Origin of the sequence: Actinomyces sp. AC-20-1, assembly GCF_023369555.1 — a bacterium.
Lineage (GTDB): Bacteria > Actinomycetota > Actinomycetes > Actinomycetales > Actinomycetaceae > Actinomyces.
Genome location: NZ_JACJVC010000004.1, coordinates 104685 through 120456 on the forward strand (window position 1 = coordinate 104685; position 15772 = coordinate 120456).

13 protein-coding genes and 1 pseudogene are annotated in these 15772 nt (G+C 71.9%); 9 read left to right on the forward strand and 5 right to left on the reverse strand.

Annotated elements, in window-relative coordinates; all coding sequences use genetic code 11:
- The first annotated feature begins 34 nt into the window (after nt 1-34).
- A pseudogene (locus H6X67_RS03925) lies at nt 35-1390 on the forward strand (ISL3 family transposase).
- A 280-nt stretch (nt 1391-1670) separates the two neighbouring features.
- Here H6X67_RS03925 and H6X67_RS03930 read toward each other — a convergent pair.
- Entirely contained in the window at nt 1671-2531 is an 861-nt protein-coding gene (locus tag H6X67_RS03930; RefSeq protein WP_249368127.1) for an SMP-30/gluconolactonase/LRE family protein, read from the reverse strand.
- 76 nt (nt 2532-2607) lie between these two features.
- Here H6X67_RS03930 and H6X67_RS03935 point away from each other — a divergent pair, with 76 nt between their 5' ends.
- The 3 genes from H6X67_RS03935 to H6X67_RS03945 all read left to right on the forward strand — a co-directional run bounded on the left by H6X67_RS03935 (nt 2608) and on the right by H6X67_RS03945 (nt 5811).
- Nucleotides 2608-4245: a DUF262 domain-containing protein gene (locus H6X67_RS03935; RefSeq protein WP_249368126.1), complete on the forward strand. Its 1638-nt coding sequence runs from the start codon at nt 2608-2610 to the stop codon at nt 4243-4245.
- Nucleotides 4242-5462 carry a type II toxin-antitoxin system HipA family toxin gene (locus H6X67_RS03940; protein WP_249368125.1) on the forward strand — a complete coding sequence of 407 codons (1221 nt, stop codon included), beginning with the start codon at nt 4242-4244 and terminating at the stop codon, nt 5460-5462. Before H6X67_RS03935 ends, H6X67_RS03940 begins: the two co-directional genes overlap by 4 nt.
- Before the next feature lie 142 nt (nt 5463-5604).
- Nucleotides 5605-5811, forward strand: coding sequence for a CsbD family protein (locus tag H6X67_RS03945; RefSeq protein WP_249368123.1), 207 nt, complete (start codon nt 5605-5607; stop codon nt 5809-5811).
- 78 nt (nt 5812-5889) lie between these two features.
- Here the strand turns inward: H6X67_RS03945 and H6X67_RS03950 are convergent, their stop codons facing one another.
- The 3 genes from H6X67_RS03950 to H6X67_RS03960 form a co-directional block, all read right to left on the reverse strand.
- Nucleotides 5890-6759 (reverse strand): DUF5926 family protein, encoded by an 870-nt coding sequence (locus H6X67_RS03950; protein ID WP_249368121.1) that lies wholly within the window; start codon nt 6757-6759, stop codon nt 5890-5892.
- Between the two features lie 27 nt (nt 6760-6786).
- Nucleotides 6787-8334 (reverse strand): DUF5129 domain-containing protein, encoded by a 1548-nt coding sequence (locus H6X67_RS03955; RefSeq protein WP_249368120.1) that lies wholly within the window; start codon nt 8332-8334, stop codon nt 6787-6789.
- Nucleotides 8335-8447: 113 nt separating this feature from the next.
- Nucleotides 8448-8834, reverse strand: a complete 387-nt coding sequence (locus H6X67_RS03960; protein ID WP_249368119.1) for a RidA family protein — start codon at nt 8832-8834, stop codon at nt 8448-8450.
- 102 nt (nt 8835-8936) lie between these two features.
- Here H6X67_RS03960 and H6X67_RS03965 point away from each other — a divergent pair, with 102 nt between their 5' ends.
- From H6X67_RS03965 to H6X67_RS03985, 5 genes are all read left to right on the forward strand, one after another.
- Nucleotides 8937-9857: a hypothetical protein gene (locus H6X67_RS03965; protein ID WP_249368118.1), complete on the forward strand. Its 921-nt coding sequence runs from the start codon at nt 8937-8939 to the stop codon at nt 9855-9857.
- 113 nt (nt 9858-9970) lie between these two features.
- Nucleotides 9971-11650, forward strand: coding sequence for a phosphoglucomutase (alpha-D-glucose-1,6-bisphosphate-dependent) (gene pgm, locus H6X67_RS03970; protein WP_249368117.1), 1680 nt, complete (start codon nt 9971-9973; stop codon nt 11648-11650).
- A 24-nt stretch (nt 11651-11674) separates the two neighbouring features.
- The gene (locus H6X67_RS03975; RefSeq protein ID WP_249368116.1) at nt 11675-12337 is read left to right on the forward strand and encodes a hypothetical protein; all 663 of its coding nucleotides are present in this window, start codon (nt 11675-11677) and stop codon (nt 12335-12337) included.
- Between the two features lie 57 nt (nt 12338-12394).
- Nucleotides 12395-13444, forward strand: a complete 1050-nt coding sequence (locus tag H6X67_RS03980) for a hypothetical protein (protein WP_249368115.1) — start codon at nt 12395-12397, stop codon at nt 13442-13444.
- 94 nt (nt 13445-13538) lie between these two features.
- On the forward strand, nt 13539-14555 hold the full coding sequence (locus H6X67_RS03985; protein WP_249368112.1) for a YwiC-like family protein: 1017 nt from the start codon (nt 13539-13541) through the stop codon (nt 14553-14555).
- Nucleotides 14556-14599: 44 nt separating this feature from the next.
- Here the strand turns inward: H6X67_RS03985 and hisC are convergent, their stop codons facing one another.
- A complete protein-coding gene (hisC, locus tag H6X67_RS03990) occupies nt 14600-15670 on the reverse strand; it encodes a histidinol-phosphate transaminase (protein WP_249368110.1) in 1071 nt (356 codons plus the stop codon).
- Nucleotides 15671-15772: the final 102 nt, after the last annotated feature.

Below are 15772 nucleotides of genomic sequence, written 5' to 3' on the forward strand. Positions count from 1 at the left end.
AAGTTCTCACGCTCACCATCCGAAAGACCTCGACGTGTCCAACGCTACCTTCCTCGCCCCTGACTTGACCATGTTCTGCCGTCTGGACGAGCTCGGCCTGGAAGTGACGGGCCAGCATCTCCAGCCGGATCTCACGATCCTCGAGTGCCGTGTCGTCGAACCGGATGAGTGGTGCCGACGCTGTGGCGGTCAGGGCTCGTGCCGCGACACCGTCGTTCGCCGCCTGGCGCACGAACCGTTGGGCTGGCTGCCCACCTTGCTACAAGTCCGGGTCCGCCGCTACCGGTGCGGCGAGTGCGGGCACGTGTGGCGCCAGGACACGAGCAAGGCAGCCGAACCACGATCGAAGCTCTCCCGCCGGGCGCTGCGGTGGGCGCTGGTCGGGCTCGTCACCCAGCACCTGACCGTTGCCCGGGTCGCCGAGGCCCTGGCTGTGTCCTGGAACACCGCGAACTGTGCCGTGCTGGCCGAAGGCCAGCGTGTCCTGATCAACGACCCCGCCCGGTTCGACGGCGTGCACGTCGTCGGGGTAGATGAGCATGTTTGGCGGCATACGCGTCGTGGCGACAGGTACGTCACCGTCATCATCGACCTGACCGGCCCACATACCGGCACCGGTCCCGCCCGGCTGTTGGACATGGTCGAAGGCCGCACGAAGCAAGCATTCAAGTAGTGGCTCGCGGACCGTCCGAAAGCCTGGCGCGATGGCGTCGAGGTCGTCGCCATGGACGGCTTCACCAGCTACAAGACCGCAACGCTCGAGGAAATGCCTGATGCGGCCCCGGTTCTCGATCCATTTCACGTCGTCCGCTTAGGGAGTGAAGCGTTGGACGAGTGCCGCCGCGTGCAGCAAGAGCTCTGCGATCGCCACGGCCGGAAGACCGATCCGCTCTACCGCGCCCGCCGCACCCTGCTCACCGGCCACAGTTTGCTCACACGCAGCCAGCAAGAACGCCTCGAGGAACTGTTCTCGAACGAACTACACGTCGAGGTGGAAGCCACCTGGGGCATCTACCAACGCATGATCGCCGCCTACCGCGATCCCGACCGCGCCCGCGGACGAGAAGCGATGCGCGCCGTGATCAGCTCCATCAGCAGCCGCGTCCCCGCCGCGCTCAAGGAGACCCGTCGCCTTGGCCGCACGCTGACCAAACGCGCCGCCGACGTGCTCGCCTACTTCGACCGACCCGGCACCAGCAACGGGCCAACTGAAGCGATCAACGGTCGACTGGAACATCTGCGAGGCAGTGCCCTGGGCTTCCGAAACCTGACCAACTACATCGCCCGATCACTCCTCGAAAGCGGCGGGTTCAGAAACCAACTACACCCTCGATTGCGAAGAGCCTGTAATTGGACACACATGAATTATATACCGGCCACCCCAAATTAAAGCCACTCCCAAAGAAGACGAAGCCATCTCCGCACCAGGATGTGACACGCAAGTTCAAAGCTATCGAACGCTGGATTAAATTCACCTCATTCGACACCATGCTCGAGTTCACGGCGACAGGAAAGCCATCCACCAGTTACACCAACTGGACATCGCAAGCCCAGCGCTACCACAGCCCTCAACCGGCAGTCAAAATGATAGTCATACTGTCAAATTAGCACTTTCGTGATGAGTATTCACAGTATGACTCGCAGTCTGCCGCCGCTGCCGCGGCGCTCCCTCACCCGTTGAAGGGCAGCGGCGCGAGCCCCTTGACGCCCACCTCGGTGACGTACACGGACCCGGCGGCGGGCTCGACGTCCTCGGGCAGGTCCTCGCGCGAGGTCGTGATGAACAGGCGGTCCAGGTCCGCCCCGCCGAAGGTGCAGGCCGTCGTCTTGGAGACCCCCACCTCAACGACCTCGCTCAGCCGCCCCTCGGCGTCGTAGCGCCTCACCGCCCCGCCGCGGTGCAGGGCCACCCACACGCCGCCCTCGGCGTCGACCGTGAGACCGTCGGGCTTGCCGGCCCCCTCCTCGATCGTCACCCACGGGCGCGGGTCGACCAGCCCGGCCTCGGCGTCGTAGTCGAGCAGCGTGATCGTGCGCGTCGGTGTGTCCACCCAGTAGGCGCGCGTGCCGTCCGGGCTGAATCCCAGGCCGTTCGCCGTCGTCGCCCCGCCCCAGGCCACGACCGGCTCGGTCCCCGGCCCGTCCCAGCGGTAGACCTTCGCCGCCCCCTCGACCCGCTCCCAGGACATCGTGCCGATCCAGAAGCGGCCGTCCGGGTCGCAGCCGCCCTCGTTCGTGCGGATCGTCGGGTCCGGGTACAGCTCGACGGCCTCCGCCAGGTCCGACAGGTCCTCCTCGCGCCCCAGCGCCACGCCCCGCTCGGTGGCGACGAGCGCGCCCCCGCCGACGCGCGGGCGGATGACGGAGGCGACGCGCGAGGGGACGGCCAGACGGCGGTGGGCGCCGTCGTCGTCGATCTCGATGACCGCGCCGTGCAGCATGTCGACGAAGCGCAGTCGGCCGGTGGCCTCCCACCACACCGGTCCCTCGCCGTGGTAGGAGATCGTGTCTGTCAGTCGCTGTGCCCTCATGCGGCCAGGCTAGCGGCCGTCGACGCCGGTCGTCGCGCCCGGATTCGTGTCACCCCGCCGTGGCATCATCGTCGGTATGGACAGCACCCCGGCCGTGTCGAAGAGCCAGGCCTACACCATCGTCGAACTGCGTGAGCTCATGCGCGCCGGCGGGCTGCGCGTCCCGCAGTTCCAGCGCTCCTTCCGGTGGGAGGCGAAAGACGTCCGGGACCTGCTCGACTCCATCCTCCGGGGGTACCCCATTGGCAGCCTGCTCCTGTGGCAGCGCCCCGCCCCGCCCGAGCGGCTAACGATCGGTGCGCTGCGCGTCGACGCGCCTGAGCGCCAGGACGCCCTGTGGGTGGTGGACGGCCAGCAACGCGTCACCAGCCTCGTCAATGCCGTTGACCCCGAGGGCGCACAAGACCCGCGCTTCCTCCTCGGCTACTCCCTCAGACACCACGAGATCGTCAGCGGGCGCCGGCTCGATGACCCTCTGGTGGTTCCGCTGCCGGACCTGTTCGACTTCGGGCGGGCGCTGGGCTGGCTCGCCAGCAACCCGGACGCCGCCAAGTACGCCGAGCACATCCAGGACGTGACCGGCAGGCTCAACCGATTCACTGTCCCGGCCACCGTCATGACTCAGGCCGATGAGAAAGTCCTTCGTGAGGTCTTCGACCGGATCAACTCCCGCGGGGAGCCCCTGAGCGCCGCCGAGATCTTCAACGCCCTCCACGGCGAGCCGGACGCGGGACGCACGACGGCGGACATCGCGCTGAGTGTTGACGCCCAGACGCGTTTCGGCCAGCTGGGCGAGCAGGTCATCATCCAGGCCCTCTTCGTGCGCCGGCATCCAGACATCACCCGGGACGTCCACGACGAGTTCTCGGACAGCCGTCGCCGCGTCAGCGACTTCCCGGACGAGGACGAGGAGCAGGCTTACGAGTCCACCGAGCGGGCCCTCGTCGCCGCCGTGCGCTTCCTCCAGGAGCATTGTGGCATCCCCCATCTGACATTCCTCCCCTTCCGCTTCCAACTCCTCGTGCTCGTCCGTTTCTTCGCGCTCTTCCCCACCCCGCACGAGCGCAACCTCGAGCTGCTCACCCGCTGGTTCTGGCGTACGAGCACGGGGGCCGACAAGCTAGGGATCAGCGGGTCGCAGACGGACTTGCGCGCCTGGGCCGGACGCGTCGTGTGCAGCGAGTCGGCATCAGTTCAACAACTCCTCGACGCCGCCCGGCTGCCCGACGCGCCACAGGTCCCTGACCTGTCTGTCTTCCGCACAACACGCTCTAGCTCCAAGATGATCCTCGCCGCCCTCTGGGACCGGCAACCCATCGACCCTGAGACCGGAGAGGGGCTCACACGCGACGCGCTCGCCGAAGCCCTTGAGGGGGAAACGACACCACGGGCGATCGTCACCGACCTCGTCATACCATCGGCCCTGCCGAACAACGCCGCCGTCGCGGCCGCCAAGCTGATCTCACTGAGAGACCGTCAAGACCTGCTGGCGCTCCTCACCCCCGCCAGCGATCTCACCTCCCTGCTCCTCGATAAGGCCATGCTCGACTGCCTCCAGCACAACGACGTCGACGGGTTCCTCAGCCTCAGGAAGGACGCGATGCACCGCTACCTCACCGACTTCCTCGTAGTTCGCACTGCCTGGGGTCAGGAGGACACACCACCGCTGACCGACTTCGTCTTCGACGGCGACGACGCCGGCGGTGCCTCATGACCGAGGCCGTCTACGCAGTCCTCCTCCACGGCGAGCACATCGGCACGATCCAGCGTCGCGACACCGACACCACCTTCACGATCTTCACCTTCGACCGCGACTACTGGGACCGGCCGGACCGGAGGGTGCTCGGCCGCTGGTTCGAGGACCACCCGCGCAAACGTCCCCGGGCGAACAACCGTGTTCCCGCGTGGTTCTCCAACCTGCTGCCCGAGGGCCGCCTGCGCGAGCTCATCGCCCGTGAACAGGGCGTGAACGCTCACAGGGAGATGGACCTCCTCGAACGCATCGGCGCCGACCTGCCCGGGGCCGCCGTCGTCACCCTCGACCCGAACCAGGAAGTCGACGCTACTTTCGATGACGCCGTCGCCCCCCAGCGCCCAGCCTCCGTTGTGCCCCCCGGCCCCCGCCGAGCCTCCCTCGCGGGCATGGCGCTGAAGTTCGCCATGAGTCGGCGTGATGGCCGGCTCGTCCTGCCCGCCCACGGCGAGGACGGGGACTGGATCCTCAAGATCCCCGACTCCGCCTACCCAGGTCTGCCCGCCAACGAGCTCGCCGTCATGCACCTGGCCGCCCGGGTGGGGATCGAGGTGCCCGAGACTGCCCTGTGGCACCGCGACAGCATCGACGACCTCGGCCCGGGCGCCTGGCCGTCGGAGGAGACCCAGGCCTACGCGGTCCGCCGCTTCGACCGCTCTCCCACCGGACGCATCCACATTGAGGACTTTGCCCAGGTGCTCGGCGTGCACGGCATCGGCGAGGGCAAGTACCACTCCAACGTCGAGACCGTCCTCGGCCTGGCCTGGCGCGGGCAGGACCACGAGTCCCTCCAGGAGGCCGTGCGCCGCAGCGTCTTCAACCTGCTCGTCGGCAACGGAGACGCCCACCTGAAGAACTGGTCGCTCATCTACCCAGACGGTAAGCGAGCCCGGCTCTCACCCGCCTACGACTTAGTGTGCACGGGGGTGATTCCGAACCACGCGGAGCTCGCCCTGCCCTTCCTCGGCGCCACCCGCCTGACCGAGCTCCGGCGCGAGCACTTCGCCCGGCTCCAGGACATGCTGGGGGTCGGGGACACGGACGTCCTCGACGTCGTCGATGACACTCTCGACCGCTTCTGCGAGACGTGGGCCGAGGGCACTGTCGCCCCCGAGCCCGTGGCCGAGTGGATCGACTCGCACCTGGCGGGCACCCGGCACCGGCTCCTCGGGGACTGACGCGGTCATCGGCCCCGGCTCCCAGGCTCCGCATTCAGGAGAACACAAGGATCACCCAGGGGTTCTTCAGGAAGACTTATGAGACTAGGCTCACCCAACAGCGACGGAGCAACCCCGCTCCACCGCGGAACGGAGCCCACACATGAGTGACAACAGCACCTTCGACCAGGTCGCCGGCAAGATCAAGGAGACCACGGGCAAGGTCGTCGGGGACAAGGAGCTCGAGGCCGAGGGTCTTCTCCAGAACCTCCAGGGCAAGGCCACCGAGGCCGTCGAGGACGTCAAGGACACCATCAAGGGCGTCGTCGACCACTTCTCCAAGGACGACGACGAGCCCACCGCCGTCTGAGCCCACCACTCACGCGGGTGCCCCTCGCCGTCGGACACACCGCCGGCGAGGGGCACCGCTGCGCTCAGGCCCCGGGGCTCAGAGGTTGACCTGGCGGGAGATGATGCCCGCCTTCGCACGGCGCGCCTCGGCGTCCAGCGGGGTGGTGTCCGCCAGTGCGGCGTCAAGGCGCTCACCCATGGCCTGCAGCAGCCCGGTCAGCTCCTCGGCCTCCGTGCCGCGGTTGAGCTCCCACACCGGGATCGCCAGGCCGCAGGCGCGGAAGGCGCCGATGAAGCGCGCGCCCTCCTCGAGGTCGGAGGCGCGGGCCGCGTGCACCCGGGCGAAGGCGTTGAAGAAGGCGTCCTCGTCCTCGCCGCGCACCCAGCGGACGAACTCCTTGCCGTTGATACGGCACCAGTAGGCGTGCGGCACGCCCGGCACGGCGACGGTCGGGGCGATCTCCTCCTTGGCCTGCTCGAGCTGCTCCACCGCCTCCGGGTCCTTGGCGGCCTCGGCGTCGAGCCAGAAGTCGAAGGTCTCGCGCACGCTCACCACCGGCTCCACCGCCGGGTCGAGGATGTCCTGCAGGCGCGGGCCCGGCTCGGGCAGGCCGTTCATGAGCAGGCCGGAGCCCTCCTCGAGCTCGAGGGCCGCGAGCACCGCGGCCGCCACGTCGCGGCTGGCGTCACCCGAGTGCATGGTGGTCTGCAGGGCGACGAGCACCTCGCCGTCGGCCCGCTTGAGGCCCTGCGCCAGCTCGGGCAGCAGGGTGACGAGCTGGACGTCCCGCCCGCCGTGCTCCTGCGTCAGGCGCACGGTGGTGGTGGCGGCCGGGATGATCTGCATCATCGCGACCAGGTCCTCCTCGTTGGCGATCCCGGCGAAGGGGCGCGCGACGAACTCGATCTTCTGCTTCTTCGGGGCGGCGGGAGCAGCCTGACGCTGCTTGCGCTTCTTCTTCGACATGGGTGCAGCGTAGCGGGAGGCCGAGGGTCAGAAGTGCGAGGAGGAGCCCGCCCCGGAGAAGCCCCCACCGCCGCCGCCGTAGCTGCTGGAGCCGGAGGAGGACGAGGAGCTGGACGACGACGATCTCGCGGCGCTGGAGTAGCCCGTCACCAGGCCGGCCACGGGGGCGACGCCCGACGACGTGCCCTTCGCCCGGGAGCCCGCGCCCTCCAGGCCGGCCGAGGAGGAGTTGAGGCGGATGGTCGAGGCGGGGCGGTAGGTCCCGGTCGTGCCGCCGATCGTCCACGTGCCCGCGTAGGGGTCGGCGCTCCTCGTCCACGTCCTGCGGGCCTCCTTGTACTCCGTCATGCGGTGGGAGGCCTCCGAGGACCGGTCGGCGGTGATGGCCTGCTGGGACAGCTGCATGGCGCGGCTGCGGATCTTCTCACTCACCGAGTCCAGGTGGTCCAGCGCCGCCGACGGCGTGACGCGGCGCGCCTCCAGGTCCGCTGTCCAACGGCCGAGGTCGTTGACGGTGGTGCGCAGCCACTCGCGCTGCGCGGCGGTGGACACACCGACCCCCTTCGTGTCGATGCTGTCGCACAGGGACCCGAAGGAGGCGGCGTCCTCGTACACGGGCCCGAGCTCGTTGTCCCAGGCCTCGCGCCACGTCGAGGACATGGTGAGCAGGGCGGAGGCGTGGGCGATCGTGTCGTCGAGGGAGTCGAGGGTGTCGGCATCCTGGGCGATGGAGGCGGTGGCCTCGAGGTTGCGGAAGCGGAACCAGTCGGCGCCCTTGACGGTGCTGAGCGCCTGCATCCTCTTGGTCAGGTCGAAGTAGCGGCCGCGGAACCAGGAGTAGCGGATGAGGACCTGGGAGCCGTGGGGCTCGTCCTCGGGGATCGTGCGCGCCAGGACCTCGGTCTCGTCCCAGTCGCGGGTGACGTTGGCGTAGTGCCGCTCGGCCCGACGGTACCGGCGCCGGCTCTCCAGGCCCGCCCACCACAGGGACCCGGTGCCGGCCAACCCGGCGAGGGCACCGGTGATCCACAGCCACCCGGCGCGGGCGAGAGCGGGCTTGCCGACGGCGGAGGCCGCCTCCCGGCCCATGTCCACCAGGCCCCCGGCCCAGTCGCCCTCACGGAAGGCACCCTTGCCCGCGTCCTGGATGTCCTCCTGGACGGCGGTGCCGACCTTGACGTCCTCGCCGAAGTACGTGCCGACCCAGCGCCCCGACGGGGAGACGGCGAGGACCACGAGCCCGTCGGCCCAGTAGTTCGGGTCCTCGGCGCTGATCCACTGCGGCTGGTGCTCGCGGGCGTAGGTGAGGACCTCGAGGTTGAAGTTGGCGGAGTAGTCGGCGTCGAGAGTGAGGACGGCGAGGTTGACGTCCTGGCGGAAGCGCAGCTCGGAGAGCCTGTCCTGGACGGCGGCCGGCTGCAGGGCCCCGTACTCGTCGTGGACCTCGACCTGGGGGACGTGGGTGCGGCCGAAGGGCCACAGCATCATGAGGGGCACCAGCAGGACCAGCAGCAGGCCGACGGCGGTCTTGCCGGTGAGTGCGAGGACGGAGCGGGAACCGCCGAGGGAGGTCATGGGAGGTCCTTTCCGAGGGGTGCCTCCAGGTTATCGGCCCGGGGTGCCCGACAGTCGCGAACACGGGGTTGCTGTCACGACACCTCCGTCAGGGCCCCGTCAGGACAATGCCGTCAGGCGCGCACGGCGACAGCCTCGATCTCCACGCCGGCCCCCAGCGGCAGGGCCGCGACCTGGAAGGCGGCGCGGGCCGGCAGGACGGGCCCGGTGAAGAAGCGCGCGTAGACCTCGTTGACGGCCGCGAAGTCGGCGATGTCGGCCAGCAGGACGGTGGTCTTGACGACGTCGCCGTAGCCCAGGCCCGCGGCCTCGAGGATGGCGCCGACATTGCGCAGCGACTGCTCCGCCTGGGCCCGGATGCCGCCGTCGACCAGCCGCCCGGTGGCGGGGTCGAGCGGGACCTGGCCGGAGACGTACACGGTGCCGCCCGCCTCGACGGCCTGCGAGTAGGGGCCGACGGCGGCGGGGGCGTTCTCGGTGGCGACGCGGGTGGCGGTCATGGTGGTCCTTCTCCCCTCATCCGGTGGTCCGGGTCGCGCCCGGACCTACAGTTGCGACGTCACCCTAGCCGTACCCTTGACGCTGACAGTGGGGATGGTCTCGTGGACGCCGCCGAAGAGCCCTCCCGGTCGAAGGGACCCGACCACAGCCCGTGGCGGCGACTCGCACGGGCCACCGGCGAGAGCGTGCAGCGCGCCGGCAGGGCCGTCCCCGCGCTCACCGGTACGCCCTTCGCCCGCACGGTGGCCACCGCCATGTCCTCGCGGCCGCACGCGCGCGCCGCCTCCTCGGTCCTGCTCGGCGCCAGCCTGCTGACGACCGGGCTCCGGTACGGCGGCCGGGAGGCGAAGCGGCTCAAGGCCGCCGGCTACGGCAGCAGTCTCGATGAGCACAGTGACCGCCGTGACGTCCGCGACGACGCCTCCCGGGCGGCGAGGGTCCCCGTCCCCGGCGACCCGGCGGCCCTCGACCTGGACGAGCTCGTCCACGTCCACGGCCGCCGCCTGCCGCGGATCATGGCTGCCTCGGGCATCGTCACCGCCCTGGGGCGCCAGGGGCGCGAGCAGCGGGTGATGGACCGGTCCCACGCCGTCGGGTCGCTGCACACCGTCATGGTGAGCGAGCGCGACGCCGTCCGCGTCGCCCTGCCATGGACCCGCCTGTGCGTGGACACCGACTCGGCTGCGAGCGCCCTGTCCATCCTCGACCAGCGCCACCTCGATGTGGTCGTGGCCCTGCCCGGCCGCGCACCCGGCGAGTACGAGGCGGACCTGCGCCTCCTGCTGCCCGGCGCTCTGCCCGCGCTCCCGCCGGCTCTCGCCGACCGCCCACGGCTGCGCCTGCACCTGCTCGGCCGAGGCCGGGTGGCCTACGACGACGGTGCCGACGCCGTCACGCTCGACGGCGTCGCGCACGCGTACCGTGGTTCCCTGCTGCTCGCCGGGGGACGGGTGGTGCGCGCGGAGCTGTGGGTGTCCGACCGCTTCAACGCGCCCGCCTGGGTGGTCAACAACCTCGGTTGACCGCCGGCGGGCCGACGCCGTCGGGCCGCTGGAGCAGGGCGGGTGCGAGACGTCCCCGTCCGCCAGCCGGGAGGCGTCCCTCGTAGCCAGTGGCCCGTGACACACTGGCGTCCATGCACGCACGCGCCGGACAGACCGCCCTTCCCGAGGACCTCATCAACGTCGACGAGGTCATCAACGCCTACTACGACCTCGTGCCGGACCCCGAGGTCCCCGAGCAGCGGGTGGTCTTCGGCACCTCGGGCCACCGCGGCTCCTCCCTGGACACCGCCTTCAACGAGGCACACATCGTCGCCACCACCGCCGCCATCGTCGAGTACCGCCGCTCCCAGGGCACCGACGGCACCCTGTACATCGGTCGTGACACGCACGCCCTGTCCGAGCCGGCCTGGCGCACCGCCATCGAGGTGCTCACCGGCGCGGGCGTGACGGTGGCCGTGGACGCGCGCGGCGCCTACACGCCCACCCCGGCCGTGTCCCACTCGATCCTCCTGGCCAACGGCGCCGGCACCGAGGCCGGCGTGCGCACCACGGGCCCGGGCCTGGCCGACGGCATCGTCGTCACCCCCTCCCACAACCCGCCGCGCGACGGCGGCTTCAAGTACAACCCCCCGCACGGCGGCCCCGCGGACTCGGACGCCACCAGCGTCATCGCCGCCCGGGCCAACGAGCTGCTGGCCGGAGGCTGGCAGGACGTCAAGCGCATCCCCATCGCCGATGCCCTGGACTCCAACTGGGTCATCAAGCACGACTACCTCGAGACCTACGTCGCGGACCTGGAGAACGTCATCGACGTCGAGGCGATCCGCGAGGCCGGCGTGCGCATCGGCGCGGACCCACTGGGTGGGGCCTCCATCGACTACTGGGGCGCGATCGCCGAGCGCTACGGGCTCGACCTCACGGTCGTCAACCCCACCGTGGACCCGGCCTGGTCCTTCATGACGCTGGACTGGGACGGCAAGATCCGCATGGACTGCTCCTCCCCGAACGCCATGGCCTCCCTGCGCCGGGCCATGACCCCGGGCGCCGACGGCACCACCCCCTACGACGTCGCCACGGGCAACGACGCCGACTCCGACCGCCACGGCATCGTGACGCCGGACGGCCTCATGAACCCCAACCACTACCTGGCCGTGGCCATCGAGTACCTGTTCACCCACCGTCCCGGCTGGCCGGCAGCGGCCGCCGTCGGCAAGACGCTCGTGTCCTCCTCTCTCATCGACCGGGTCGTCGCCTCCATGGGCCGCACGCTCATCGAGGTGCCGGTGGGCTTCAAGCACTTCGTGCCCGGCCTGCTCGACGGCACGGTGGGCTTCGGCGGCGAGGAGTCCGCGGGCGCCTCCTTCCTGCGCAAGGACGGCACCGTGTGGTCCACCGACAAGGACGGCATCATCCTGGCGCTGCTGGCCAGCGAGATCATCGCCGTCACCGGCAGGACGCCCTCGCAGCTGCACGCCGAGCAGGTCGAGCGCTTCGGCGCCTCCGCCTACGCCCGCATCGACGCCGCCGCCACGAAGGCGGAGAAGGCCAAGCTCGCGGCCCTGTCCCCCGAGGACGTCACGGCCACCGAGCTCGCCGGTGAGGCGATCACCGCCCGCCTCGTGCGCGCGCCGGGCAACGACGCCGCCATCGGCGGGCTCAAGGTGACCACCGAGAGCGCCTGGTTCGCCGCCCGCCCCTCGGGCACGGAGGACGTCTACAAGATCTACGCGGAGTCCTTCAAGGGCGAGGAGCACCTGGCGCTCGTCCAGGAGGAGGCCAAGAAGGTCGTCTCCGCCGCTCTCAGCGCCTGACACCCGTCCCGCGTGCGGGGAGGCGTGCCCACACCCACCGATGCCCGCCCCGTGCGGGTGCTCGACGCCCTGCGCCGCGCCCTCGCCGTCGTCCTCCTCGCCGGTGGTGCCGGCGCCGCCGTCTCCCTGCTCCTCGCCCGTCACGAGGGCGCCGTCTACCAGACCTTCGACACCGGCCACCTCGGCGTCGAGGACCTCTCCGACGTCGTCGTGCCCGCCGTGGCCGCCCTGCTCGGGGCCGCCGCGCTGTGCGCGCTCGGCCTGTGGGCCCGCGGCGACCGCCGCACCGACCGCCCCCTCGGCCCGACGCTCCTGCCCGGTGTCCTCGACCTCGACCTCCTCGACGCCGCGGCCCTCGCCGGCGCGGGCCTCATCCACCTGCGGCTGCGCGGCACCGACCTCACCGACCCCGCGCTCACGGTCCTCGTCGAAGCCGTCTGGGCGCTCGCCGCCGGGACCGTCCTCCTGCCCCTTCACCCCACCGCGAGCGCCGAGGCACCCAAGGCCGGGCACAGCGGTCCCACCCGCCGCGGGGCCGTCGCCCTGGCGGCCCTCGCCCTGGCCTCCGCGGGGGCCGGCGCCGTCGCGACCCGCACCACCGGCGTCCCGCCGCTGCTCGACACCGGGGAGCTCAGAACCGGGCCCGACCCCGACCTCACCACGACCACCGGACCCAACGGCAGGTGATCGGTCACCACCGCCGGCAAGGTCCTGGACCTCACCGGCTCCCCCAGTGGGCTCATCGTGCTCTTCAGCCGCCCCGCCGTCCTCAGGGGCGGCGAGCAGTGGACGGCCGCTCCCAACGAGCGGCCCCGGGCGTGGCACGAGCACATGGTCATCGCCGGGGTCAGCCCCGCCACCGGCGCCGTCTACTGGCACCGCGACCTGTCCCTGCGCGGGGCCGGCGCCGCCCTCTGGTGGGGCTCGCGCTGGTGGACGCAGCTGCGCGCGACGACCTTCTCCGACCCGTGGCTGCTGGGCCTGTGCGGACTCATGCTGCTCGTCGGCGCCGTGCTCCTCGCCGAGCTCGTCGCCGCGGGGACCGCGCAGCGCGAGGCCGCCCACGCGGCCGGTGCACGCGACGGCCGCGGGCGTCGGCTGCTCTCAGCCGCCGTGGGGGCCGCCGCCGTCACCGCCCTCGTGGCGGCGGGTGGGGTGGCCGCCCGGCAGTCCTGGCGGCTCGAGCCGGAGCACCTCGACCAGCGTCTCACCGCTGAGACCACCTATCCCGCCCCCGACCCGCTCGGCGGCTCCGCCGAGGCGGTGTGGGCGCGGGAGTACCCCGAGCGCCTCGTCGCGCTGCTGAGCGCCGACGCCGGGCCCATCGTCGTCACCGAGCTGCGGGTCGAGGCGCTCGACGGCCGGACCGGTGAGGTCCGCTGGACCTACACGCGCGGGGACGTCCCCGGGGCGATGGGCCGGGCGGCCCTCGTCGACGACGAGGTCCGGCTCGGCTGCGGCACCACCCTCGACGCGGTGACCGGCACGGTCCTCGCCCGCCACCGCGACCTGCGGGTCCCTCGGGACCCCGTGCCGCGCTACGAGGGCGAGGTCGATCTCTTCGGCCCGCACCCGGTCCTCAGGCTCCGGGAGGTGGACGGCTCGGGGGAGGAGCCGGGCACCTGGGAGGTCGGCCTCGACAGCGGCCCGTACCTCGGGCGGCCGGTCGTCCCGTCGGTCACGGTCAGACCCGCCGCCGGGGTACCGCTCGCCGTCGCCGTCGCCCTGAGGAACGGGGCCTCCCAGCCGGTCGAGTACGACGCCGGGCACACCGTCGTCTACGGCGTGCGCTGACCCGCCGGCCCTCGGCCCATCGTCGGGCCCCGGCCCGCCACCGGGCCCCAGCCGGGGCTTACGGCCCGACGGCGGGGCTGGATAGCCTGCGTCCGTGACCGAGCGCTTCGAGGGCCGTGAGCCCGCCCCCATCCCCTCGCACCAGTCCCGGCCCGGCCCGGCCGACGACATCATGCTCGCCACCGGCAGACCGCGCGAGGAGCCGCGCCCGCGCACCGCGGCCGAGCACGTCGAGGCCGCCAGGGCCAAGCAGGAGCGCATCCGGCGTCAGCCGGGGCGCAAGGCATGGGTCCCCAACCAGCACGGCGCCTGGTCGATGCTGGCCCTGCCCCCGGTGGTCGGCTGGGTGGTCGGCGGCTTCTCCTGGGTCAACCTCCTGCTCATACCCGCCTGGTGGGGCGCCTACCTCACGTACTGGGCCTGGTCGCAGTGGCTGCGCACCCGCTCGCCACGACGCCGTCGGCTCATCCTGGCGCCGCTGCTGGTGTACACGTGCCTCACGGGGCTGCTCGGGCTCACCACCCTGGCGGCGACCCCCTACCTCGTCGGCTGGGCGCTGCCGCTCGCGCCGCTGTTCGCCGTCGCCCTGTGGGAGGTGTGGCAGGGCCGCGAGCGCTCACTGCTGTCCGGCCTGTCGACGACGGCGGCCGCCTCCCTCATGGCGGCGGTGACCTACCACCTGGCGGTCGGCGGCGCCGGCGGCCTGCTGGGGCTCACACCGGTGCCGGGCCTGCCGGGGGCGAGCCCGAACGGCGAGCTGACCGGCTGGCCGTGGATGTGGCTGGTGACCGGGCTGACAGCCGCCTACTTCTGCGGGACGGTGCCCTACATCAAGTCGATGATCCGCGAGCGCTTCAACAACCGCCTCCTGGCGGGGACGGTCGCGTGGCACGCGGTGGTCGCGCTGGCGACGGTGTGGGCGGCGTCGGGCGGGTACCTGCCCTGGGCGCACGCGCTGCTGTGGGTGGCGCTGGCGGTGCGCTCCCTCGTCCTGCCGCGCACGCAGTGGCGGCTCGTGCGTGAGCGCCACCGCGGCCTGCGCCCGGGGACGATGGGGGTCGTCGAGATGGTCTTCTGCGTCCTGCTCCTGCTCACCGTCGCCTCCTGGTAGGCCGGGACAGCTCGGACCGACAACCTGCCTGCCGGGCCGGCCGCTCAGGCGCGCGAGCGCCAGGAGGCCAGGGCGCCCAGCACGCGGTCGTTCTCCTCGGGCGTGCCGACGCTCACGCGCACGCCCTCCCCCGCGAAGGGGCGCACGAGGATCCCGGCCTCGGCGCAGTGCCGGGCCAGCGCCGTCGTGTCCCGGCCGACGGCGAGCCAGTAGAAGCTGCCCTGCACGTCGGGAAGGTCCCACCCGCTGCCGCGCAGCGCCGCCACCACCCGGTCGCGCTCGGCGGCGACGAGGCCGGCCCGGCGGGCCGTCTCGGCCAGGGCCTGCGGCTTGAGGGCGGCGAGCGCGGCGGCCTGGGCGGGCAGGCTGACGCCGAAGGGGGTCGCGACGGAGCGGACGGCACCCATGAGCCGGCTGTCGCCCATGAGGTAGCCCACGCGCATGCCGGCCAGGGCGTGCGCCTTGGAGAAGGTGCGTGAGACGACGAGGTTGGGGTGAGCGGCCAGCAGGGCGGTGGCGTCGCCGACGGCGGGGTCGGTGACGAAGTCGAGGTAGGCCTCGTCCACCATGACAACCACGTCCTGGCTCACGCGCTCGAGCAGGTCGCCGAGCTCGGCGGCGCTCAGGGCCGTCGAGGTCGGGTTGTTGGGGGTGCACACCATGAGCAGGCGCGTGCGCGGGGTGAGAGCGCCGACGAGGGCGTCGACGTCCTGGCGCGCACCGGCGGTGAGCGGGACCGTGACGGCGCGGGCGCCGGCGACGGCGACGCAGATCGGGTAGGCCTCGAAGGAGCGCCACGGCATGACGACGTCGTCGCCGTCGTCGCAGACCGTGTCGAGCAGGTGCTGGATGAGCGCGGTGGAGCCGTTGCCGACGGCGATGGCCTCCGCGCTGAGGCCGTGGCGCGCGGCGAGGGCGGCGCGCAGGGCGTCGCCGGTCATCTCCGGGTAGCGGTGGGCTGAGCGGGCCGCGGTGGTCGCCGCCTCGAGGACGCTGTCCTGGACGGGGTAGGGCATCTCGTTGGAGGAGAGCTTGGCGACGTCGGCGCGGGCGGGCCGCGCCCCGGGGACGTAGGCGGGCAGGGTGGTGACGGCCGGACGGATGTGTGCGCTCATGCGGGCATCCTCGCACCGCCGTGCGCGGCGTCGGGGCGGGCGGCGGTGGCCGACCACCTGCTGGACGCCTCGCCGCCCGGCCGCCCCGGGGTGGGCGGGCGT

Bases quoted from the DNA above. Each gene is read 5' to 3' on its own strand.
- hisC (WP_249368110.1), bottom strand. From the start codon at position 15,670: ATGAGCGCACACATCCGTCCGGCCGTCACCACCCTGCCCGCCTACGTC.
- H6X67_RS03940 (WP_249368125.1), top strand. From the start codon at position 4,242: ATGACCGAGGCCGTCTACGCAGTCCTCCTCCACGGCGAGCACATCGGC.
- H6X67_RS03960 (WP_249368119.1), bottom strand. From the start codon at position 8,834: ATGACCGCCACCCGCGTCGCCACCGAGAACGCCCCCGCCGCCGTCGGC.
- H6X67_RS03945 (WP_249368123.1), top strand. From the start codon at position 5,605: ATGAGTGACAACAGCACCTTCGACCAGGTCGCCGGCAAGATCAAGGAG.
- H6X67_RS03955 (WP_249368120.1), bottom strand. From the start codon at position 8,334: ATGACCTCCCTCGGCGGTTCCCGCTCCGTCCTCGCACTCACCGGCAAG.
- H6X67_RS03935 (WP_249368126.1), top strand. From the start codon at position 2,608: ATGGACAGCACCCCGGCCGTGTCGAAGAGCCAGGCCTACACCATCGTC.
- pgm (WP_249368117.1), top strand. From the start codon at position 9,971: ATGCACGCACGCGCCGGACAGACCGCCCTTCCCGAGGACCTCATCAAC.
- H6X67_RS03950 (WP_249368121.1), bottom strand. From the start codon at position 6,759: ATGTCGAAGAAGAAGCGCAAGCAGCGTCAGGCTGCTCCCGCCGCCCCG.
- H6X67_RS03930 (WP_249368127.1), bottom strand. From the start codon at position 2,531: ATGAGGGCACAGCGACTGACAGACACGATCTCCTACCACGGCGAGGGA.